24 protein-coding genes are annotated in these 20,485 nt (G+C 71.8%); 15 read left to right on the top strand and 9 right to left on the bottom strand.

The window, feature by feature from the left end:
• The first annotated feature begins 8 nt into the window (after positions 1–8).
• Positions 9–713: a tetratricopeptide repeat protein gene (locus tag AC0HI0_RS37695; RefSeq protein ID WP_480928243.1), complete on the top strand. Its 705-nt coding sequence runs from the start codon at positions 9–11 to the stop codon at positions 711–713.
• 62 nt (positions 714–775) lie between these two features.
• On the opposite strand, the gene AC0HI0_RS37690 is transcribed toward AC0HI0_RS37695, so the two are convergent.
• On the bottom strand, positions 776–3,604 hold the full coding sequence (locus tag AC0HI0_RS37690; protein WP_480928242.1) for a sacsin N-terminal ATP-binding-like domain-containing protein: 2,829 nt from the start codon (positions 3,602–3,604) through the stop codon (positions 776–778).
• Positions 3,601–4,401, bottom strand: a complete 801-nt coding sequence (locus AC0HI0_RS37685) for a DUF3027 domain-containing protein (protein WP_480928241.1) — start codon at positions 4,399–4,401, stop codon at positions 3,601–3,603. Before AC0HI0_RS37685 ends, AC0HI0_RS37690 begins: the two co-directional genes overlap by 4 nt.
• A 57-nt stretch (positions 4,402–4,458) precedes the next feature.
• On the opposite strand from AC0HI0_RS37685, the gene AC0HI0_RS37680 reads away from it, so the two are divergent.
• Positions 4,459–5,229 carry a glutaminyl-peptide cyclotransferase gene (locus tag AC0HI0_RS37680; protein WP_480928240.1) on the top strand — a complete coding sequence of 257 codons (771 nt, stop codon included), beginning with the start codon at positions 4,459–4,461 and terminating at the stop codon, positions 5,227–5,229.
• On the opposite strand, the gene AC0HI0_RS37675 is transcribed toward AC0HI0_RS37680, so the two are convergent.
• The gene (locus tag AC0HI0_RS37675) at positions 5,216–5,668 is read right to left on the bottom strand and encodes an Lrp/AsnC family transcriptional regulator (RefSeq protein WP_480928239.1); all 453 of its coding nucleotides are present in this window, start codon (positions 5,666–5,668) and stop codon (positions 5,216–5,218) included. The genes AC0HI0_RS37680 and AC0HI0_RS37675 overlap by 14 nt on opposite strands.
• A gap of 69 nt (positions 5,669–5,737) precedes the next feature.
• Here AC0HI0_RS37675 and AC0HI0_RS37670 point away from each other — a divergent pair, with 69 nt between their 5' ends.
• From AC0HI0_RS37670 to AC0HI0_RS37650, 5 genes are all read left to right on the top strand, one after another.
• Positions 5,738–6,640: a threonine ammonia-lyase gene (locus AC0HI0_RS37670; protein ID WP_480928238.1), complete on the top strand. Its 903-nt coding sequence runs from the start codon at positions 5,738–5,740 to the stop codon at positions 6,638–6,640.
• Between the two features lie 252 nt (positions 6,641–6,892).
• The gene (locus tag AC0HI0_RS37665; protein WP_480928237.1) at positions 6,893–8,206 is read left to right on the top strand and encodes an MFS transporter; all 1,314 of its coding nucleotides are present in this window, start codon (positions 6,893–6,895) and stop codon (positions 8,204–8,206) included.
• An 11-nt stretch (positions 8,207–8,217) separates the two neighbouring features.
• Positions 8,218–8,691 carry a DUF2771 family protein gene (locus AC0HI0_RS37660; RefSeq protein WP_480928236.1) on the top strand — a complete coding sequence of 158 codons (474 nt, stop codon included), beginning with the start codon at positions 8,218–8,220 and terminating at the stop codon, positions 8,689–8,691.
• 360 nt (positions 8,692–9,051) lie between these two features.
• On the top strand, positions 9,052–9,459 hold the full coding sequence (locus AC0HI0_RS37655; protein WP_480934474.1) for a YciI family protein: 408 nt from the start codon (positions 9,052–9,054) through the stop codon (positions 9,457–9,459).
• Positions 9,460–9,527: 68 nt separating this feature from the next.
• A complete protein-coding gene (locus AC0HI0_RS37650; RefSeq protein ID WP_480928235.1) occupies positions 9,528–10,667 on the top strand; it encodes an RNA polymerase sigma factor in 1,140 nt (379 codons plus the stop codon).
• A gap of 139 nt (positions 10,668–10,806) precedes the next feature.
• On the opposite strand, the gene AC0HI0_RS37645 is transcribed toward AC0HI0_RS37650, so the two are convergent.
• Positions 10,807–11,193 (bottom strand): cold-shock protein, encoded by a 387-nt coding sequence (locus AC0HI0_RS37645; RefSeq protein WP_433843757.1) that lies wholly within the window; start codon positions 11,191–11,193, stop codon positions 10,807–10,809.
• A gap of 137 nt (positions 11,194–11,330) precedes the next feature.
• On the opposite strand from AC0HI0_RS37645, the gene AC0HI0_RS37640 reads away from it, so the two are divergent.
• On the top strand, positions 11,331–11,522 hold the full coding sequence (locus AC0HI0_RS37640) for a hypothetical protein (RefSeq protein ID WP_480928234.1): 192 nt from the start codon (positions 11,331–11,333) through the stop codon (positions 11,520–11,522).
• On the opposite strand, the gene AC0HI0_RS37635 is transcribed toward AC0HI0_RS37640, so the two are convergent.
• Entirely contained in the window at positions 11,488–12,126 is a 639-nt protein-coding gene (locus AC0HI0_RS37635; RefSeq protein ID WP_480928233.1) for an HAD family hydrolase, read from the bottom strand. The genes AC0HI0_RS37640 and AC0HI0_RS37635 overlap by 35 nt on opposite strands.
• Positions 12,127–12,186: 60 nt before the next feature.
• On the opposite strand from AC0HI0_RS37635, the gene AC0HI0_RS37630 reads away from it, so the two are divergent.
• The 3 genes from AC0HI0_RS37630 to AC0HI0_RS37620 all read left to right on the top strand — a co-directional run bounded on the left by AC0HI0_RS37630 (position 12,187) and on the right by AC0HI0_RS37620 (position 14,419).
• Positions 12,187–12,735 carry a TetR/AcrR family transcriptional regulator gene (locus AC0HI0_RS37630; RefSeq protein WP_480928232.1) on the top strand — a complete coding sequence of 183 codons (549 nt, stop codon included), beginning with the start codon at positions 12,187–12,189 and terminating at the stop codon, positions 12,733–12,735.
• Between the two features lie 37 nt (positions 12,736–12,772).
• Positions 12,773–13,966 carry an Nramp family divalent metal transporter gene (locus tag AC0HI0_RS37625; protein ID WP_480928231.1) on the top strand — a complete coding sequence of 398 codons (1,194 nt, stop codon included), beginning with the start codon at positions 12,773–12,775 and terminating at the stop codon, positions 13,964–13,966.
• An 81-nt stretch (positions 13,967–14,047) separates the two neighbouring features.
• Positions 14,048–14,419 carry a YccF domain-containing protein gene (locus tag AC0HI0_RS37620; RefSeq protein ID WP_480928230.1) on the top strand — a complete coding sequence of 124 codons (372 nt, stop codon included), beginning with the start codon at positions 14,048–14,050 and terminating at the stop codon, positions 14,417–14,419.
• Positions 14,420–14,476: 57 nt separating this feature from the next.
• Here AC0HI0_RS37620 and AC0HI0_RS37615 read toward each other — a convergent pair whose 3' ends face one another.
• Positions 14,477–15,268, bottom strand: coding sequence for a metallophosphoesterase (locus tag AC0HI0_RS37615; protein WP_480928229.1), 792 nt, complete (start codon positions 15,266–15,268; stop codon positions 14,477–14,479).
• Positions 15,269–15,444: 176 nt separating this feature from the next.
• On the opposite strand from AC0HI0_RS37615, the gene AC0HI0_RS37610 reads away from it, so the two are divergent.
• Complete coding sequence (locus AC0HI0_RS37610) at positions 15,445–15,768, top strand: hypothetical protein (protein ID WP_480928228.1); 324 nt, start codon at positions 15,445–15,447, stop codon at positions 15,766–15,768.
• On the opposite strand, the gene AC0HI0_RS37605 is transcribed toward AC0HI0_RS37610, so the two are convergent.
• From AC0HI0_RS37605 to AC0HI0_RS37595, 3 genes are all read right to left on the bottom strand, one after another.
• The gene (locus AC0HI0_RS37605) at positions 15,673–16,392 is read right to left on the bottom strand and encodes a maleylpyruvate isomerase family mycothiol-dependent enzyme (RefSeq protein ID WP_480928227.1); all 720 of its coding nucleotides are present in this window, start codon (positions 16,390–16,392) and stop codon (positions 15,673–15,675) included. The genes AC0HI0_RS37610 and AC0HI0_RS37605 overlap by 96 nt on opposite strands.
• A 73-nt stretch (positions 16,393–16,465) precedes the next feature.
• Positions 16,466–17,254 (bottom strand): HAD-IIA family hydrolase, encoded by a 789-nt coding sequence (locus AC0HI0_RS37600; RefSeq protein ID WP_480928226.1) that lies wholly within the window; start codon positions 17,252–17,254, stop codon positions 16,466–16,468.
• Between the two features lie 88 nt (positions 17,255–17,342).
• Entirely contained in the window at positions 17,343–17,804 is a 462-nt protein-coding gene (locus tag AC0HI0_RS37595; protein ID WP_480928225.1) for a MarR family winged helix-turn-helix transcriptional regulator, read from the bottom strand.
• Between the two features lie 116 nt (positions 17,805–17,920).
• On the opposite strand from AC0HI0_RS37595, the gene moaA reads away from it, so the two are divergent.
• The 3 genes from moaA (at position 17,921) to AC0HI0_RS37580 (ending at position 20,376) form a co-directional block, all read left to right on the top strand.
• The gene (gene moaA, locus AC0HI0_RS37590; RefSeq protein ID WP_480928224.1) at positions 17,921–18,979 is read left to right on the top strand and encodes a GTP 3',8-cyclase MoaA; all 1,059 of its coding nucleotides are present in this window, start codon (positions 17,921–17,923) and stop codon (positions 18,977–18,979) included.
• Positions 18,980–19,069: 90 nt separating this feature from the next.
• Entirely contained in the window at positions 19,070–19,321 is a 252-nt protein-coding gene (locus tag AC0HI0_RS37585) for a MoaD/ThiS family protein (RefSeq protein WP_480928223.1), read from the top strand.
• 377 nt (positions 19,322–19,698) lie between these two features.
• On the top strand, positions 19,699–20,376 hold the full coding sequence (locus tag AC0HI0_RS37580) for a transglycosylase family protein (RefSeq protein ID WP_480928222.1): 678 nt from the start codon (positions 19,699–19,701) through the stop codon (positions 20,374–20,376).
• Positions 20,377–20,485 lie beyond the last annotated feature (109 nt).

The following is a 20,485-nucleotide window of genomic DNA, read 5'->3' as shown; positions in this document are numbered from 1 at the left end:
CGCTCCCCGTGACTGTGGACTGCTGTGGACGCGGCGGGGAAGGCGTCGACGTCTCGGGACTGCACAGCACCAGCATCGAACCGGCCGACCGGTTCCCGCTCTCGGAAACCGTGTCGGAACTCCTCCACCACGCCACGGTCGCGTACGCGCGAACCGGCAACCTGCCGTCCGCCACTGCGACAGCCATGCGGATGGTCTCGGTCTGGCGTGCCAGGTGTCAGGCGGACCCGGACGACCACGCTCTCGCGCAACACGCCCACGCGCTCGACACGCTCGCCGGCACCTACCGGGCACGCGGGATGGACCGTCAGGTCGCCGGTTGTCTGGTGGAACTGGTCGAGTGGCACCTCACGTGCGGAAACAACGTCGGGGTGGCCTGGGCACTGCGCGAACTGGGTGCGATTGCCTTCTGCTCGGGCGATCTGGACAACGCCGCCGCAAAATTCGCCCGCGCCGACGAGATGTACGCCGAAGACGCCGGCCACGTCGAAATCGCCCGCGAACGGGCGGAGTGCCATGTGCTGATCGGCCGGTTGTCCCACCGCCGAAACGAGCCCGAGGCGGCCATGCGGTGGTTCGGCAGAGCGTTGGCCCACCTCACCGACGACGCTGCCGAAGAGGTCCGGGGCTTCATCCGGGCAGTGGACGCAGGGGCACCGCTCCCGGAGACCGCACTGTTCCCGATCCGTGCGTTCGGATCACCGATGGGGTGAAGAAAACAGGGCCCTCGGGCGGGGACCCTGTGCAGGCTCGACCGACTCCCTACTCCCTCACCTCAGCCGAGCAGGACGGTGGGGGTCGGGTTGGTGATCAGGGCGGCGAAGGTGTGGCGGTCGGCCCACCTTCCCGTCGACCAGGCCAGTGCCCGCGCCAGCCCTTCCGGCGTGTCCGCCGCGTGCGGGACCTCGCCCGCCACCCACCACGACACCTCGTGGCGCTCGCCCTCGAAGGTCACCACCAGTTCGTCGTGCACGATCACCGGCGTCGTCGGCAGCTCCACGCCCAGCAGGTCGCACGCCAGGCGCACCGCGCCCAGTTCCGACCACACCACCTCGTCGCCGTCGCCGTCGACCTCGCCCGCGATCTCCTCGGACGCCAGCGGCAGCGCCAGCAGTTCGGCCAGCACCTCCGCCGAACCCTCGGCGGCCAGCACCTGGTCACCGGGCAGCACGCCGAGCAGCCACGGCAGGTCCAGCACCACGACGTCGTCGGCCACCACGGCCTCGCCGGTCAGCACCCGCACCCGGTCCGGCGGCTCGACGCCGACCGAGTCGGCGACCTCCGCCAACGCCGCGTGCACCCGCAGCACCAAGGCGTCCGCGAGCTTGCGCGCCGGGTCGCCCAGCCGCGCCAGCAGGTCGTTGACGTCGTCCTCGTCCACGACCTCCAGCGACGTCCGCACCCCGGCCGCCGCCAGCACGTGCACCGGCAGGCCGACGTCCGGCACCACGTCGTACAGGCCGTCGAGGCCCTCCGCGTCGGGCAGCCGCCACGAGCCGAGCGGCACGCCGTCGAAGGTCGCGTAGCGGGCCAGCCACCAGCCGGTGTACCCGTCGGGTTCGGTCACCGCGCGCCACGTCACCGGGTCGCCGGCCATCAGGCGCAGGGCGTCGGGCCACTTGTCGCGCGCCACGAGGTCCAGGTCCCGGATGCCGCGCAGCCGGGACGGCGGCTCGTCCGACCCGTCCCACCAGTAGCCCTCGTCCGCGAGGTCGTGGTCCGGTTCGGTCGGCGCGTCGTCCTCGACCACGGTGAACCCGTCCAGCACGCCGACGCCCGCCAGCACCTCGCGCGGCCACGACGCGGCCAGCTCGGCGGACAGCGTGCCGATCGGCGCGTCGTCCTCCAGCACCGACAGCAGCGCCGAGTCCGGGAACGCCAACTCGTCGGCCCGCCGCCACTGGCCGGACGCGTCCGGCAACGCCAACTCGCCCAGCCACGGACGTCCGCCGGCTTGCGCGACCAGCGACAACACCGTCCGGACCAGCTCGGGGCCGGACATCGCGGGGTCGTCGAGGCTGCGGTGCACGGACTCGCGCACGGCGTCGGAGTCGAGCAGCTCGGCCGGGCCCGCCTCGGTCGCGCCCAGGCGCAGCAGCAACGGGTGCGCGGCGTCGGGGTGCACGATCCGCAGCCCGGACAGGTCCGGCGGCACGTCCGAGGACAGCACCAGCACGCCGCGCGGAGAACTCACCAGCCGCCCGTCGGCCAGCGGCACGGGCAGCGCGGCCATCTCCTCGCGCGCGGTGGAGTCGACGTCCGCCAGCGGCGAGAGCGCCTGGTAGACCTGCCGCCACCAGTCCGGGTCGCCGCCGACGCCCGCCAGGGCCTCGACCACCTCGCCCGCGGACATCCGGGGCACCTCCAGCGCCGCCAGCGCCTTCGCGTGCTCGGGCAGGGTCAGCTCGGCGTCCAGCAGACCGGGGACGACGTCCTCCAGCAGCTCGACCAGTTCCTCCGACGGCGCGTCGAGCACCTTGGCCGACGCGGGCGCGGTCCACTCGCCGCTGGCCAGCGGCAGCCAGGACGCCTCGCGCAGCGCGGCCAGCACGCCCTCGCGCAGCCGTCCATCCACTTCGGACAGCGGGAAGCCGGGCAGCGGCACCAGCGAGGTGCGCTCGACGGCGGGCAGCGCGGTCACCAGGTCCGGGTACGCGGCGGCGGCCCGCTCCAGCACGAACGACGCGGCAGGCCCCACCAGCACCCGGCGCCGGGACGGCTCCACCGGCAGCGTGGCGATCAGCCGCGCGGGCAGCGACATCTTCTCGTCGGTCGGCGTCGGCGCGTGCAGGACGTCGCCGGACAGCGGCTCGTCCATCGGCCACGCCCAGCACACGTGCCACTGCGGGCGCGCCTCGACGCCCTGGACCAGCGACGACGGCAGCTCGCCGCCCGCGCGCAGCACCCGCCAGCGCGCCGAGCCGGAGGGGCCGGTGAGCACCACGACGCCGTCGTCCTCGGCGCGCTCCCACACGTCGGACCCGACCTCGACCCGCCGCAGTCCGGGCAGCGCCAGCAGCAGGTCGGGCACCTGCTCGGCGAACTCCGCGAGCAGCGAGGACCCGTCGACCTTCAGCGGCAGCCGGACCTCGGTGTCGAACCCCTCGGGCAGGTCGGCCTCGTCGGTCGGCCACACCATCCGCAGCACGGGCACGTCGCCACCGCGCGCGGAGGCCAGTTCCGGCACCGCCTGCCGGGTGCGGGCGGCCGAGAACAGCACGCCGCCGGAGGTGGACACGACGCGCGGGGCGTCGGTCACCGCAAGCACGGCGGCGAACCCGACGCCGAACTGGCCGACCGTGTCGGCGGACTTGGCCGACGCGCGCAGCGACGCCAGGGCCGCGACCCCGGCCGAGGTCAGCGGCGCGCCGGTGTTCGCCGCCCGCAGTTCACCGTCCACGACGGACAGCCGGAGCACGCCGGGCGCGGACCCGGCCGCGTCGGACGCGTTCTGCGCCAGCTCCACCAGCAGCCGGTCGCGGTAGCCGCCCAGCCGCAGGTCCTCCTCGGCGTTGGCGTCCTCGCGGAACCGGGTGGGCGAACCGCGCCACGCGGCGAGCACCGAGTCGCGCAGCGCCTCGGTGCCGAACGGGTCCCGGCTCACCGAGAGGATTCCGGCGCTGTCCCCGGCGCGTTCGCTTCGACGTCCAGCACGGCGTCGTCGTAGACCAGGTCGGCCACCGGCACCGCGGGGATGTTCTCCACCTCGACCTCGGAGTGCGCGCCGCAGCCGTACTCGACGTGCACGACGTGGCCGTCGGCCGGCGTCAGCTCGTTCGCGCAGACCCCGAACGCCGCGCCCAGCGAGCCCGCCACCCGCAGGTAGAAGCCGCACGTGCCGCAGCGCGCGGGCGCGCTGCGGGCCATGTCGCTGCGCGGGCCGAAGTCGCCGCCGTGCCAGCGCGAGGCGGCGTCCAGCACGCCTTCGCGGGAGAGCACGCGCACCCGGCCGAGCCCGACCTCCAGCGCGACCTCCTCGACCGCCGGGTCCTCGGACTCGACGTAGCCGGGGACCAGGCGCGGGTCGTCCTCGCGCGGCGGCAGCAGGTCGCCCACCCCGAGGTCGCCGGCCCGGACGCGCTCGTGCCACGGCACCCAGTCCGGCGCGACCAGCGCGTCGTTGCCGGGCAGCAGCACGACCTCGGACACCGACACGGGGGTGTCCCCGCCGGCGTGGGCGACCGTCACCGCCCACGACCAGCCCCGGTAACCCGCGCGTTCGGCTTCGAACAGGTGGGTGACCGACACGTCGTCCTCGGCGAGCACCCCGACGTGGGCACCCACGGGTTCGTCGCCCGCTTCCTCCTGCGCGGCGGCACGGGCGAGGTCAACCGTCCCCGAGTCGACGAGCACCGGGTCGGCGAGCACTGGTTCGGGCTGCTGGGTCGGCGTGGCGGTCACAGGTGAATTGTGCCGCACGTCTGCGCAGCCCCGTGCACACGTGCCACCCTTTCGGACGTGCGGTGGCTCCCGGTGGTCGTGGTGTTCGTCCTGTCGGCGGCGTGCACGGGTGCCCCGAGCGCGCCCGAACAGCCCGAAAAGCCCAAAACGGGCGTCGAGGTGCTGGGCGCGATCCCGCACGACCCGGAGGCGTTCACCCAGGGCCTGGAGCTGGTCGACGGCGTCCTCTACGAGGGCACGGGCCTCGAAGGGCAGTCCACGATCCGCCGCCTCGACCCGGCGAACGGCCAGGTCACCAAGCAGGTCGACCTCGCACCCGAGCTGTTCGGCGAGGGCATCACCGTCGTCGGCGACAAGCTCTGGCAGATCACCTGGCAGAACGGCCTGGCGATCCAGCGGAACCGGGAGACCCTCGACGAGGTGAAGCGCGTCACGTACGACGGCGAGGGCTGGGGCCTGTGCCGCGACGACAAGCGCCTGGTGATGAGCAACGGCACCGAGGAGCTGAGCTTCCGCGACCCGGAGACGTTCGCCGAGACCGGCAAGGTCACCGTGAAGCGCAACGGCGTCCCCCTGGTGCGGATCAACGAGCTGGAGTGCGTCGACGGCCAGGTGTGGGCCAACCTCTGGCAGCAGGACCAGATCGTGAAGATCGACCCGACCAGCGGGAACGTCACCGCGACCGTCGACCTCGGCCCCATCCGCCCGAAGGACGTGCCCGCCACCGACGTGCTCAACGGCATCGCCAAGGTGCCCGGCACCGACGAGTTCCTGGTCACCGGCAAGAACTGGCCGACGATCTTCCGGGTGAAGCTCACGACAGGCTGATGGCCAGGCCCGTCTTGACCGCGTCGAACACCGGCATCGTCTCGTAGCGCTTCACGTTCTCGTCCCGCTGGAACAGCGAGTCGCCCAGCTCCCGGCAGCGCGCCATGTCCGAGGTGGACAGGACCACCAGGTAGTCCCAGCGGCCCGCGAGTTCGTAGCACTGCTGCACCTCGGGCGTGGCCCGCATCCGCTCGGCGAACCGCCGGTGGTGGGCGTTGGACTCGCGTTCCAGCACGACCAGCACGATCGCCAGCATCCCGCCCAGCCGAGCCCCGTCCAGGACGGCGACCTGCCTGGTCAGCAGCCCCGACGAGCGGTAGCGGTTGATCCTGCGCTGCACCGCGCTGGGCGAGAGCCCGACCAGTTCGCCCAGTTCGTGCAAGGTCAAGCCGGCATCGAGCTGGAGCTGGTCGAGCAGCCTCCGGTCCACGTCGTCCACGCAAAAATATTGCGCCAACGCGGGAAAACTTTCAATCGCGATCACACCCTCCCGCCCTACGGTTCAGGCATGGACCTCGACCTGGAGAACATCGCCAGAGCAGCCAAAACCATCGACCCGGTGTTCCGCGACAGCCCGCAGTACGTGGACGAGCAGCTGTGCGCCGAACTCGCCCGCCGGGTCCTGATCAAGGTCGAGACGACCAACCCGCTGCGCAGCTTCAAGGGCCGGGGAGCGGACTTCTTCGCGTCCACCCTCCTCACCGCCCAGCCGGTCGTCTGCGCCTCGGCGGGCAACTTCGGCCAGGCCCTCGCCTACGCCGGCCGCATCCACGGCTTCCCGGTCGAGGTCTTCGTCTCCACCCAGGCCGTCCCCGCCAAGATCACCCGGATGCGCTCGCTGGGCGCGACCGTCCACCAGGCGGAAGGCGACTTCACCCAGGCCAAGGAGGTGGCCCGCCGACACGCCGAGCGGACCGACGCGATCTTCGTGGAGGACGGCAAGGACCCCGCCATCTCCGAAGGAGCGGGCAGCATCGCCGTGGAACTGCTCACCGCCGGCCTCGAACTGGACGCAGCCGTGATCCCGGTCGGCGACGGAGCCCTGATCACCGGCATGGCCAGGTGGCTCAAGGAGCACTCCCCGACCACCCGGATCATCGGCGTCTGCGCCCAGGGCGCACCGGCCGTGGCACACGCCTGGGCGGGCACGACCCACGCCGGCCCGGTGGACACGATCGCCGACGGCATCGCCGTCCGCGTCCCCGTAGCCGAAGCCGTCCCCCGCCTCAAGGCCCTGGTGGACGAGATAGTCCTGGTGGACGACCAGGCCATCCGCCACGCGGCGGACACCGCCCTGCGCACCCTGGGCCTGCTCCTGGAGCCGGCCGGTGCCGCCGGCCTGGCCGCCATCGCCACCCACGACATCCCCGGCGAGACCATCGCCACCGTCCTAACCGGGAGCAATGTCTGAGACAGGGCGGTTCACGTGAGGCAGGATTGCCCTCGTGACGCGTCCACGGCCGGAAGACCAGTCGCGGCGGTACCCGTGGGAAGACGACGAGTACAAGCCGCGCACCCGGCCGTACCCGCAGCCGGACCCCCAACAGGTGCCGGACCCCCACACCCACCAGCCCCCTACCGCACCCCCTCACACGCCCTCAACTCCTCCCTCAACTCCCCCTCAGCCCCTCCCCCCACGCCAAAGAAGCTGACAGTCACTCGCGTGGCCCTGTGGCGAACGCGGCAGCTGAGCGGTCAGGCAGTGGCGGCGTTCCGCAAGGCGGCCCACGCCGACGGCGCGAAACAATCCGGCCTCTCCTCACTCACCTACGCCGTGATGATGAACTACGCCGCCGACGCCGCAATGGCCGTCGCCTTGGCCAACACCTTGTTCTTCTCCGCCGCGACGGGGGAGAGCAAGGGCAAGGTGGCCCTCTACCTGCTCATCACCGTGGCCCCGTTCGCCCTGGTCGCCCCGGTGATCGGCCCGGCGCTGGACAAACTCCAGCACGGTCGCAGGTTCGCCCTGGCGGCGTCCTGCGTCCTGCGGGTCGTGCTCTCCGTCGTGATGGCGATGAACTTCGACAACTGGGGCCTCTACCCGGCCGCGCTGGGCAGCATGGTCCTGTCGAAATCGTTCACCGTGCTCAAATCCGCCATCACGCCACGGGTGCTGCCCAGCGAGATCACCCTGTCGAAGACCAACGCCCGGATGACCGTCTTCGGCCTGGCCGCAGGTGGTGTTTTCGGCCTGTTCGCCGCCGGGTTCGCCAACATCTTCGGCTCCCCCGGCGCGCTCTGGTTCACGGCGGTGCTCTGCCTGGCCAACGCGTGGCTGTGCCTGCGCATCCCGTCGTGGGTCGAGGTGACCGAGGGCGAAGTGCCCACGTCCCTGCGCGCCCAACCGCAGAAACCCAAACGCCAACCACTGGGCCGCACGGTCGTGGTGAGCCTGTGGGGCAACGGCGCGATCCGAATGCTCACCGGCTTCCTGATGCTGTTCGCCGCGTTCGTCGTCCGCGCCCAGACCGAAGGCGACGCCTTCATGCAACTGCTCCTGCTAGGCGCGATCGCCGGCGCGGCGGGCGTGGGCAGCTTCCTGGGCAACGCGGTAGGCGCACGACTCCACTTCGGCCAACCCGACCAGGTCGTCATCGGCTGCCTGAGCGCGACCCTGGTCTCCACGATCGTCGCCGCCCTCCTCCCCGGCCTGATCACCGCCGCCACCGTGGGCCTGGTCGGCGCGACGGCGAGTTCGCTGGCCAAGGTGAGCCTCGACGCCGTGATCCAGGACGACCTGCCCGAGCAGTCCCGCGCCTCGGCGTTCGGCCGCTCGGAAACCATCCTCCAACTGGGCTGGGTCTTCGGCGGCGCATTGGGCGTCCTGCTGCCCACCGAGTACTGGGTGGGCTTCACCGTCCTGTCGGCCCTGCTGGCCGGCGGCCTGGCCCAGACCATCCTCTCCAGGCAGGGCAGCTCCCTGATCCCGGGCTTGGGCGGCGACCGCCCCATCCGACCGACCCCGGTGACACCGTAGGCTGCTGGCCCGTGCGCCGAGTACTGCCGATCCTGCCGCTCCTGGTCATCGCGGGCTGCGCCACGCCGCAGAACCCCGAGGTGACGTTCTACGCCGACGGCAAGACCGTCAACGTCCAGCCGACCCAGTACTGCGACGTGAAGTCGGAGGACTGCGACGTAGACGCACAGGCAACCGGCGTGCTCAGGATCCGCCCGGGAAAACCGGTCCAGATCTCGGTACCGGGAGACCTCGCCACCACCGCCTGGTCGGTCAAGTTCACCTACCGCAACGCGCAAGGCGAGCCCCAAGAGCCCCTGCGCAGCAAACTCTTCACAAAAAACGACCCCAAATACGCCTACACCCTGGTCCTCCCGAACCACGACGACCAACTGGAAAGCGTAGAGGTCCAACAATACGGCTCACGAATCGAAGCCAGCACCACCGGCACTTTCGACTTCGTAGCCAGGGGAACCTGGGTCCTCTCGGTAGACGACCGAAAATAACCCACACACACACCCACACACCCCCACCCCCACCCCCACACCGCTCAACCCTCCCACACCCCCGGCTACAAGTCGTGTCATCCCCGTATGGCCCGCGCGCAGCGAACCGCGCTTGAGTTGGGAATGCAAGCACGCTTTTCGCTTGCATTCCCAACTCAAGGGTGGTTGTCTCCGACCGGGCCATGCGGGGATGACACGACGCCCCGCTTTTCGTGTCATCCTCGGCGGCTCGCCCGTCCGGCGAGGACTCCTCCACCCCGCCCAAAAGATCTTGGGCCGCCGTGTCGAGAACCCGCCCCCGGCTCCGTCCCAGCCGTGAACGCGACCAGAATGGGCCGCACCACCACCAAGGGGAACCCCATGGCCAAGTACCTGCTCCTCAAGCACTACCGCGGCGCTCCGACCTCGGCCAACGACGTCCCCATGGCCGAGTGGACGCCCGAGGAGGTCACCGCACACCTCCAGTACATGAACGACTTCGCCGCCCGCATCGAGCAGACCGGCGAGTTCGTCGGCTCCCAGGCCCTGTCCCCCGACGGCGTGTGGGTCCGCTACGACGGCGAGGGCCGCCCGCCGGTCACCGACGGCCCGTTCGCCGAGACCAAGGACCTCATCGCCGGCTGGATGGTGATCGACGTCGACAACTACGAACGCGCCCTCGAACTCGCAGCGGAACTCTCCGCCGCACCCGGCGCAGGCGGCCGCCCCATCCACGAGTGGCTCGAACTGCGCCCGTTCTACACCGAGGCTCCGACCATCACAGACTGACGCCCCACACCAACACCACCCAACACCAACACCCACCACGCACAAACGCCCACAGCAAACAGACACCCATGAACGAAACCCTGCTCCGGAGCCTCACTCCGGCCGTACTCGGAATCCTCGTCCGCCGCGGTGCCGACTTCGCGGCGGCCGAGGACGCCGTGCAGGACGCCCTGGTCGAGGCCGTCCGCACCTGGCCCGACGACCCGCCACGAGACCCCAAGGGCTGGCTGGTCACCGTCGCCTGGCGCAAGTTCCTGGACGCGACCCGCGCCGACACCGCCCGCCGCCGACGCGAAGACCGCGTGGACGAGGAACCCACCCCCGGCCCGACCCCCACCGTGGACGACACGCTCCAGCTCTACTTCCTGTGCGCCCACCCGTCGCTGACACCCGCATCCGCGGTCGCGCTGACGCTACGCGCCGTCGGCGGCCTCACCACCCGCCAGATCGCGCACGCGTACCTCGTCCCCGAGGCGACCATGGCGCAACGCATCAGCCGCGCCAAGCGCACCGTCTCGAACGTCCGGTTCGACCAGCCGGGTGACGTCGCCACCGTGCTGCGCGTCCTCTACCTCGTCTTCAACGAGGGCTACTCCGGCGACGTCGACCTCGCCGCCGAGGCCATCCGACTCACCCGGCAGCTGTCCACCGCGATCGACCACCCCGAGGTGGCCGGCCTGCTCGCCCTCATGCTCCTGCACCACGCCCGGCGCGCCACCCGCACCGCCCCGGACGGCAGCCTCATCCCGCTCGCCGACCAGGACCGCACCAGGTGGGACACCACGTCGATCGCCGAGGGCGTCGACCTCCTCCAAGCGGCACTCGCCCGCGACCGGCTGGGCGAGTTCCAAGCGCAAGCCGCCATAGCGGCGCTGCACGCCGACGCACCCACAGCCGCAGAGACCGACTGGGTTCAGATCGTCGAGTGGTACGACGAACTGGCACGCCTGACCGACAGCCCCGTAGTCCAGCTCAACCGCGCGGTCGCGATAGGCGAGGCCGACGGCCCACGCGCCGGACTCGCGGCCCTCGCCGCCGTGGACGACTCGCTACCCCGCCACACCGCCGTGGCCGCGTACCTCCACGAGCGCGACGGCGACCTGACCACCGCAGCACGCCTGTACGCCGAGGCAGCGCACAAAGCGTCCAACCTGGCCGAACGCAGCCACCTCACCCGCCAAGCCGCACGCCTCAACACCCACAGCTGACACGCACCCCACCAGCCGCCCAGCCGGCCAAGCCCGCCCAGCCGCCCAGCCGCCCAGCCGACCAAGCCTCACCAGCCGCCCCGCCGAACCAGCCCGACCAACCACCCACCACAACGCCGCAACCTCCGGCGAACACCGCTTACGGGTCCAACTCCCGCGCCACCGCCCGAACCACGTCGGCGATCAGCTTGGTGTTCTTGCGCTCCGGGTACCGCCCCCGCCGCAACTCCGGCTGGACCTTCAACTCCAACAGCTTGATCATGTCCTCGATCAACCCGTGCAGCTCCTCGGCCGGACGGCGTCGAGCCTCGGCGACCGAGGGCGCGGGATCGATCAGCCGCACGGACAGGGCCTGCGGCCCGCGCCGCCCCTCCGCCATGCCGAACTCGATGCGCTGTCCGGCCTTGAGGCCCTCGACGCCCGGAGGCAGCGCGGATTTCCGCACATACACGTCCTCGCCACCGTCCTGCGTGACGAAGCCGAAGCCCTTTTCCGAGTCGTACCACTTGACCTTGCCGGTCGGCACCGTGCTCACCAATCCCTTTGACAACCACACGACGAACGCGCCCCAGGCGTGCCCAGGACGCGTCCCACCAGACTATCCAGAACTGCCCGGCCAGGGCACCTCCGATTGCGCGACAACCCCGGACTACGCTCACCCGCATGACGTCTCAGAAGCTGATGCCGGTGGCAGTGGCCCTGTTCGCACTGGGCGTCGTCGCGATCATCGCGATGTTCGTCGCCGGCCGGCAGGGCCTGCCCGCCTGGGTCTTCGCCGCCGGCTGGCTGCTGGCCCCCGCCGGTCTGGCGCTGGGCGTGCTCAGCGCCGTGCGCGGCTCCCGCCGGCGAGCGTAGCGGCGTTCTCCCGCAGCCACCCGGGGAACAGTTCCAGCGAGGGCAGGACCACGTCCGCGCCCTCGTCCGCCAGCTCGGCCCGGGAGCACGGCCCGGTGGTCACCCCGACCGCCACCGCACCCGCCGCACGGGCCCCGCGCACGTCACCCACGTGGTCGCCCACGTAGACCGCCGCTCCCGCACCCCGCAGGGCCTCGGCCTTCCCGGTGGACCACAGCTCGCCGAACAGCTCGTCCACCGCCCAACCCAGCGCGGCCAGGTGCAGCGCCGCGTTGGCCCGGTACTTCCCGGTCACCACCAGCGCGCGTCCGCCCAGCTCGCGCACCGCCGCAAGCGATTGCGCCGCGCCGGGCAGCGCGACCGTGGCCGGGATGACGATCTCCGGGTACAGCGCGCGGAACCGCGCCACCAACCCCGGGATCTCCTCCTCGGGCACGCCGCGATCGCGGTAGACCATGTCCAGCGGCGGGCCGAGGTTCGCCGCGAAGTGCGCCCCGTCCAGCGGGTACCCGCATTCGGCCGCCACCGCGTCCATCACCGCGGCCATGCCCGGCCTGGGGTCGATCAGCGTCATGTCCAGGTCGAATCCCACGGTCAACGGCACATTCGCACTCTACGGGCCGCGGACCTTTACAAAAAGCCGCGCTGTGTAAAGGTGGACGTCGTGACGGAACTCACCCGCGCGTTGCTCGAAGCCGCCGCCGATCTGCTGGCCGCGCGAGGCGTGCAGGGCCTCCGAATGGCGGACGTCGCGACAAAAGCCGGCGTCAGCAGGCAGTCCGTCTACAACGAGTTCGGCAACAAGGAACGGATCGTGCACGCCGTCGCGCTCTACAAGACCGAGGAATTCCTGCACGGCGTCCGCTCCCGGCTGCACGCCGCCGAGGACCCGGTCGAGGGCCTGCGCGACTCCGTCGCCTTCGTGTTCGACCGCGCCTCCCGGGACCCGCTCACCCGGTCGGTGTTCAGCGGGGCGAACGCCGAGGACATGCTGCCGCTGGTGACCACCCGGGGCCACGCGATCATGGCCGCCGCGACCGAGGTGTACTTCCTGCACTTGCGGCTGCACTACCCGTCGCTGCCGCGAGAACGCGCCGCGATGGTCGCCGAGCACGTCGTCCGCCTGGTGATCAGCCACCTGCTCACCCCCGGCCGCGACCCCGTGCGCGCCGTAGTGGACATCACCTCCGCCTTGTTGCGGTCGCCTCCGTAGCCGGCCCTAACGCCAACATCTGGCAACATGCTCGGACGTGAGCGTTCTGGAGCGCGTCCGGACCGGTGCCGCGCTGCTGGGCCCGGCCTTCGTCGCCGCCATCGCCTACGTCGACCCCGGCAACGTGGCCACCAACACCGCCGCCGGCGCGCGCTACGGCTACCTCCTGGTCTGGGTGCTCGTGGTCGCCAACGTCATGGCCGGCCTGGTCCAGTACCTGTCCGCGAAGCTCGGCCTGGTCACCGGCAAGTCCCTGCCCGAAGCCGTCCGCGACCGGATGCCCGCGCCCGTCCGCCTCGCCTACTGGGGACAGGCCGAGGTGGTCGCGATGGCCACCGACCTGGCCGAGGTGCTCGGCGGCGCGATCGCGCTGCACCTGCTGTTCGACCTGCCCCTGCTGCTGGGCGGCCTGATCACCGGCGTGGTCTCCACCGTCCTGCTGCTCGTCCAGGACCGGCGGGGGCAGCGCCCGTTCGAGCGGGTCATCACCACCCTGCTGGTGGTGATCGCGGTCGGGTTCGCCGCCGGGCTGGTCGTGTCGCCGCCGTCGACCGACGCGGTGACCGGCCTGGTCCCGCGCTTCGACGGCCCGGACAGCGTGCTGCTGGCCGCCGGGATGCTCGGCGCGACCGTCATGCCGCACGCCGTCTACCTGCACTCCGCGCTCGCCCGCGACCGGCACGGCAGAGCGCCCCACCTGCTGCGCGCCACCAAGGTCGACGTGGTCACCGCGATGGTGCTCGCGGGCGCGGTGAACCTCGCCATGCTGCTGCTCGCCGCGTCCGCGCTGCGCGGCGCGGACGACGTGGACAGCCTCGAAGGGGTCCACCGCGCCATCGGCACCCAGCTCGGCGACGGCGTCGCGCTGCTGTTCGCGGTGGGTCTGCTCGCGTCCGGTTTCGCGTCGACCGCCGTGGGCTGCTACTCCGGTGCCGTGGTGCTGGACGGCCTGCTCAAGGTCCGCGTCCCGATCCTGGCCCGGCGCGCGGTGACGCTCGTCCCGGCGCTCGTCGTGCTCGCCCTCGGCGTCGACCCGACCTGGGCGTTGGTGCTCTCGCAGGTCGTCCTGTCGTTCGGCATCCCGTTCGCGCTGGTCCCGCTCGTGTGGCTGACCGCGCGGCGCTCCGTCATGGGCGTCCACGCGAACCACCGCGCGGTCACCGGGGCCGCCGTCCTCGTCGCGGTCGCGGTGATCGCGCTCAACGGCGCACTGATCTACCTGACCCTCTGACCAACTCGACCCGCACCGCCGGCGCACCCCGCACCCACAACACTTCGGCACGGCACCCCCCGCGTCCGGCAAGATGGTGGGGTGCGGATCATCTTGAACCTCATCTGGCTGGTGCTGAGCGGGTTCTGGCTCGCGATCGGGTACGTGGTGACCGGGATCATCTGCTGCATCCTGATCATCACCATCCCCTGGGGGCTGGCCTCGTTCCGCATCGCCAACTACGCGCTGTGGCCGTTCGGCCGGACCGTCGTGGACCGGCCCGGCGCGGGCGCCCCGTCCCTGCTCGGCAACATCATCTGGATCGTCGTGGCCGGCATCTGGCTGGCGATCGGTCACGCGCTCAGCGGCATCGCGCTGTGCGTCACGATCATCGGCATCCCGCTCGGGATCGCGAACTTCAAGATGATCCCGGTGTCCCTCATGCCCCTGGGCAAGGAGATCGTGCCCGCGTAACGGGGAGCGCGCCCGCGCGACGACCCGGGCCAGCCAACCCTGGCCAGCCGACCCGGGCTAGCCGACCACCTGCTCGTCGAGCTGGACCACCAGGCAGGGCCCGCCGCTGTAGAGCCCGGCGTCGATGGCCAGCACCTTGTCGTCCGCGTACCGCAGCGGCCCGTCGATCTCCTCCGGCGGCACGCCCAGCTGGTCGGCGATGACGCTGTGCCCGTGCACCACCTCGGCCCCGCCCAGCACCTCCAGCAGGTCGGCGGCCACCGTCCCGCCGTCCGGGCCGCGGAACGCGTACCGGGTGGTCATCTTGCGCCAGCACTCCCACCACGCGTCCAGGTCGTGCCCGTCGAGCACCTCGTGCACCGCCGCGTTGACCTCGTCGATCGAGTCGCCCCACTCCAAGTAGGCGAGCGTGTCGGAGTGCATCAGCAGGTGGCCGTCCACCCGGTGCAGCACCGGGCGTGACGTGAGCCACCCGATGTGCCGGTCGGTCAGCCGGTCCTGGTCGCTGCGCAGGCCGCCGTTGAGCAGCCAGCTGCGCGCGAAGCTGCGCGGCGTCGGCGCGTTCGGCACGTGCTCGTCGCCGAACCGGTGCATCCCCAGCAGCAGGATCTCGTGGTTGCCGATGAGGGCGTCCACCTGGCCGCCGCTCTGCTCGGACAGCCTCATCACGAACTCGATGACGCCGATGCCGTCCGGCCCCCGGTCCACGAAGTCGCCGAGGAACCACAGCTCGGCGTCCCCGCCGGCCCAGTCGCCCGCCTCGTCCACGAGGTCTTGGGCGTGCAGGGCGCGGGTCAGCTCGGCGAGGTGCCCGTGCACGTCGCCTACCACGAAGAGCGGTCGGTCCACACAGCGACGATAAGCGACGCCGCTGCGCGGTGCGCAAAAGTGGATCAACCGGCCGCCCGGTTGGTCCGGATGGCGACCCCCGATCCGACCTCCGCCGGCCCGACCGGCCTCCCCCACCGGGGTGAACTCCGCACCGCCACCGTGACGTGCCGGCCGGTATGCCCGTCATCACGGTCATGAGGGAGCACCTGGAGCGGGTCGCGGTGGTGTTGGACGAGGTGATGGCGGAGACCGCCGCGACGGGCGTGCTGACGCCCTGGGAGCACGTCGACTGGCTGCGGCTGCACGCCGACCTGCTCGACCGGCTGGGCGCGGCGGCCGGCGACGACAGCGGCGTGTCCGGGCGCGGCGAACTCGTCCGCGACCGCGCCGAGCGGATGGCGGACCGGCTCAACCGGCTGCCGTCAGTCGCCGGCGGGCCAGGTCAGGACGCGGTCGAGCACCTCGCGGTCTCCGGCGACCTGCATTCGGGCCGCCGGGAGCCGGCCCCAGAGCAGTAGGTACAGCTGCTCGGCGGTGCCGGTCACCGTCGTGGTGGCCACGCCCCCGTCCACCCGGCGCAGCGCCCCCGCGCCGTCCGGCGAACCGACCGCCCAGCTCCGCTCCGGCGCGACCAGCGAGACCACGACCGGCTGCCCGTCCCAGGTCCGGGCGCCGAGGAAGTGGTCCACGAACTCGTCCACGCCGTCGGCCGCCAGCCCCGCCGGGATCGGCTCGGGCCCGCCCACCGCGTTCTGCGCGTCCCAGCAGTGCACCACCAGCTCGTGCGCCTGCCGCCAGGCCACCGCCGCCGCCGTGTCCCGCCCCTCCCGCCACGGCACCCACACCGCCGGCTCGGCCGCGTACTCGCGCTGCACCGCCTGGTACCGGGCGGTGATCTCCCGCCACCCGGCGACCCGGTCCGGCCCGGTCTCCGCCGCCCGCCGGGCGACCACCGGGTCCGGAGCCGGGCCCTTGGCCAGCAGCACCGACATCCACCACGCCTGCACCACGGCCAGGTGCGCCACGAGGTCGTCCACCACCCACCCCGGGCAGCTCGGCACCGGCCGGTCCAGGTTGCCGTCGACCGCTTCGGTGAACGCCTCGCCGTAGCGGCGCAGGACCGCCAGGTAGTCGATGCCCATGCCGCGGACACTAGCCGCCGGGTACGACAAAACACCTGTTTCCGCAGGTGGAGCCCTCCGTCGGAGGCGCGGACTAGGCGGGGAACGGGTCGGCCGAGTTCCCGACCAGGTCCGCGATCGACTTGAGCACCCGGGTCGGCCGGTACGGGTACAGCTCCGCCGTCGACTCCGCCGAGATCCCGGTCAGCACCAGGATCGTGCGCAGCCCGGCCTCCAGCCCGGCCCGCACGTCGGTGTCCATCCGGTCGCCGATCATCAGGGTGTTCTCCGAGTGCGTGCCCAGCGCCCGCAACGCCGACCTCATCATCAACGGGTTCGGCTTGCCCACGTAGTACGGCTCGCGCCCGGTGGCCCGCTCGATCAGCGCCGCGATCGACCCGGTGGCCGGCAGCGAGCCCTCCCGCGACGGCCCGGTCGCGTCCGGGTTGGTCGCGATGAACTTCGCACCCTCCTCCACCAGCCGGATCGCCTTGGTGATCGCGGTGAAGCTGTAGGTGCGGGTCTCGCCGAGCACGACGTAGTCCGGGTCGCGGTCGGTCAGCACGTACCCGATCTCGTGCAGCGCGGTGGTCAGCCCCGCCTCGCCGATCACGTACGCCGAGCCGCCCGGCCGCTGGGAGTCCAGGAACCGGGCGGTGGCCAGCGCCGAGGTCCAGATCGCCGACTCCGGCACCTCCAGCCCGGTGCGCGAGAGCCGGGCGCGCAGGTCGCGCGGGGTGTAGATGGAGTTGTTGGTGAGCACGAGGAACGGGATGCCGTTCGCGGTCAGCTCCGCCACGAACTCGCTCGACCCCGGGATCGGGTGCTCCTCGTGCACGAGCACGCCGTCCATGTCCATCAGGTAGTTCCACCGCTCGGCCATGCCGCCATGCTGCCGGCTCGACCGCTCCCCAGCCTCCGACCAGGCGCGGACCGGCGTCACCGGGACCGCGCGCACCCCCGGACAGGGGTCAGCCGTCGATCACCCGCCGCCGGAAGATGTCGATCACGGCCTTGTTGTACCGCTCCAGCACCGCCCACTCCTCCGGCGTGAACCGGGCCAGCACCTCCCGCAACGTCTCCTGCGCGCCGACGAACAGGTGCCCGAACCGCTCCTCCGCGACCGTCACCTCCACCAGCACCTTGCGCCGGTCGTGCGGGTCGCGCACCCGGCGCACGTACCCGGCCTTCTCCAGCCGGTCGATCACGCCGGTCACCGCGCCCGTGGACAGCCCGGACAGCTCGGCGATCTTGCCGGCGGTGATCGGCTCGTCCGCGCGCAGCGCCAGGTCGAGGCACTTCTCGTCGGTCGGCGAGAGCCCCATCTGCTCGGCCACGCGGCTGTGGAACAGGATGGTGAGCGTGCTCGTCTCGCGGGCGTAGAACCCGAACCGCTCCAACACCTCGGCGGGGACGTCGTGCTCGCTCGTCATGTCAAATAATTTAGCTGGTGAGAGACCCGGCTTGGCATGGTCCTCCAAGCCGTCCCACCACACCGACCCCTGTTTGCGGCGATACCCACAAGTGTGGGAGCAGTACCCTGGTATGGGTGACGGCTGTCGACTTGGGACTACCCGGTGTACGTGGCACGCCCGCGACGTCGGCCCGGCCGGAGTCCCCGCTGCTGGTCGACCGGTTCGGCCGGGTCGCGACGGACCTGCGGGTCTCGCTGACCGACCGGTGCAACCTCCGGTGCACCTACTGCATGCCCGCCGAGGGGCTGGACTGGCTGCCCAAGCCCGAGCTGCTCACCGACGACGAACTCGCCCGGCTGATCGGCGTGGCGGTGACCCGGCTGGGCGTGACCGACATCCGGTTCACCGGCGGCGAGCCGCTGCTGCGGCCCGGCCTGGAGCGGGTGATCGCCGCGACCGCCGCCCTCGCGCCCCGGCCCCGGATGTCCATGACGACCAACGGCCTGAGCCTGGCGCGCCGCGCCCGTGCGCTGGTCGACGCGGGCCTGGACCGGGTCAACATCTCGCTGGACACCCTCGACCGTGCCCGGTTCCACGCGCTGACCAGGCGCGACCGGCTGTCCGACGTGTTCGACGGGCTGGCCGCCGCGCGGGACGCCGGGCTCACCCCGGTCAAGGTCAACACCGTGCTGATGCGCGGGGTGAACGAGGACGAGGCCGTGCCGCTGCTGCGGTTCTGCCTGGCGCAGGGCTACCAGCTGCGGTTCATCGAGCAGATGCCGCTGGACCCGCAGCACGGCTGGAACCGGGACGACATGGTGACCGCCGAGGAGATCCTGGCGGCGCTGCGCGGCGCGTTCGACCTGACCCCGGAGCCCGGTGAGCGCGGCGGCGCGCCCGCCGAGCGGTGGCTGGTCGACGGCGGCCCCGCGACGGTGGGCGTGATCGCGTCGGTGACCAGGCCGTTCTGCGCGGCGTGCGACCGGACCCGGCTGACCGCCGACGGCCAGGTGCGCAACTGCCTGTTCAGCCAGAGCGAGACGGACCTGCGGGCGCTGCTGCGCGCCGGGGCCTCCGACGAGGAGATCGCCGCGCGGTGGCGGGCCAACTCGTGGGCGAAGGCGGCCGGTCACGGCATCAACGACGACGGGTTCCACCAGCCCGACCGCCCGATGAGCGCGATCGGCGGCTGAACCCGCACCTCCCACCACCACCGGGTAGGAACAGCGCAGACCGGGTGTCCGGCACGATCGGGCACCGCAGGATTTTCGGAGGAGGACGCGGTGCGGCTGACGGTGCGGTACTTCGCCGGCGCGCGGGCGGCGGCCGGCGTGCCGGACGAGCACGTGGAGCTGCCCGGGACGCCCACGGTGGCCGAGGTGCTCGACGCGGTCCGCGTGCGGCACGGCGACGGCCTCGGGCAGGTGCTGGCGGCGTGCAGCTTCCTGCTCGACGGCGTGGCCGTGCGGGACCGCCGCACACCGGTCGGCCCGGGGGCCCAGTTGGACGTGCTGCCGCCCTTCGCCGGTGGCTGACCGGCGTTCCCCGGGGGGCGGAACGACGTGAGCCAGACCTCACTTAGGGTGATCCATCTCGACAGATCTCAGAACGGAAACGAGACGGTAACGGTGACCTGACCAGGTCAAACACCCATCTCGCACGATCACCCCAAACCGTTACAGTGATGCCCATCACACCCCGGAACGTTTGGACGTGCGCTCCCCGGTTACGTACGGTCGCTCTTCGGTTGGCCCCGACCAACCACGAGCACCACCGGGACGCCACACGCCGAACCCTGTCCAGTGGCCCCGGCACCAAACCCCGAGCGAGGAATACCGCCGGACAGGGACTGATCGACAAGCCGGGCCCCGAACCCGCGTCGGTCGTGCAGGTGTGGTGGGCCGAGAGGGAAATGGCTTCTTACCGAGGCAAGCACCGCCCGACCATCAGTGCCACCGCCCGCACCGTCGCGAAGGTCGCCGTCGCCGGCGTCATCGTGGGTGCTCCCCTGGGCCTGGCCGCCAGCACCGCGAACGCGCAGGGCTCCGGCGTCAACTGGGACACGGTCGCCGCGTGCGAGAGTGGCGGCGACTGGGGCATCAGCACCGGCAACGGCTACTACGGCGGGCTCCAGTTCGTGCCCAGCACGTGGACGGCCAACGGTGGCACCGGCATGCCCCACCAGGCTTCCCGCGAGGAGCAGATCCGCGTCGCGGAGAACGTGCTTCAGACCCAGGGCATCGGCGCCTGGCCGGTGTGCGGCCCGAAGGGCCTCGGCGGCGGTGCCGCCCCGGCCCCGCAGCGGACCGCGCCGGCTCCGGCGCAGCAGCGCCAGGCCACCCCGCAGCCCCAGCAGCAGCAGGTGGAGGAGCAGGAAGCTCCCGTGCAGCAGCAGGCCGCGCCCGTGACCGTGGCGCTGCCGAGCACCAACCCCAACGGCGACTACGAGATCAAGGAGGGCGACAGCCTCTCCAAGATCGCGTCGGAGCTGAAGGTCGAGGGCGGCTGGGCCAAGCTGCACGAGCTGAACAAGGAGTTCATCCCGAACCCCGACCTGATCATGGTGGGTCACAAGATCGCCACCAAGTGACCCGGCGCCGGCGACTGCCGGCTCCAGACCGGAGACCCTGCCGTTCCCCCCGGCGGCAGGGTCTCCGTTTTCCTCCGTCCGGCGCTGCCCAGGCCGGCGCTGCCCAGAT

This window comes from Saccharothrix sp. NBAS 001, from assembly GCF_056640475.1.
The sequence above is the reverse complement of the archived record's forward strand: the minus strand, read 5'-3'. Positions and strand labels throughout refer to the sequence as shown.

Coding starts and splice junctions, on each gene's coding strand:
- AC0HI0_RS37580 (WP_480928222.1), top strand. CDS start 19,699: ATGGCTTCTTACCGAGGCAAGCACCGCCCGACCATCAGTGCCACCGCC.
- AC0HI0_RS37595 (WP_480928225.1), bottom strand. CDS start 17,804: ATGACGAGCGAGCACGACGTCCCCGCCGAGGTGTTGGAGCGGTTCGGG.
- AC0HI0_RS37605 (WP_480928227.1), bottom strand. CDS start 16,392: ATGGGCATCGACTACCTGGCGGTCCTGCGCCGCTACGGCGAGGCGTTC.
- AC0HI0_RS37610 (WP_480928228.1), top strand. CDS start 15,445: ATGAGGGAGCACCTGGAGCGGGTCGCGGTGGTGTTGGACGAGGTGATG.
- AC0HI0_RS37670 (WP_480928238.1), top strand. CDS start 5,738: ATGGACCTCGACCTGGAGAACATCGCCAGAGCAGCCAAAACCATCGAC.
- AC0HI0_RS37600 (WP_480928226.1), bottom strand. CDS start 17,254: ATGGCCGAGCGGTGGAACTACCTGATGGACATGGACGGCGTGCTCGTG.
- AC0HI0_RS37650 (WP_480928235.1), top strand. CDS start 9,528: ATGAACGAAACCCTGCTCCGGAGCCTCACTCCGGCCGTACTCGGAATC.
- AC0HI0_RS37655 (WP_480934474.1), top strand. CDS start 9,052: ATGGCCAAGTACCTGCTCCTCAAGCACTACCGCGGCGCTCCGACCTCG.
- AC0HI0_RS37640 (WP_480928234.1), top strand. CDS start 11,331: ATGACGTCTCAGAAGCTGATGCCGGTGGCAGTGGCCCTGTTCGCACTG.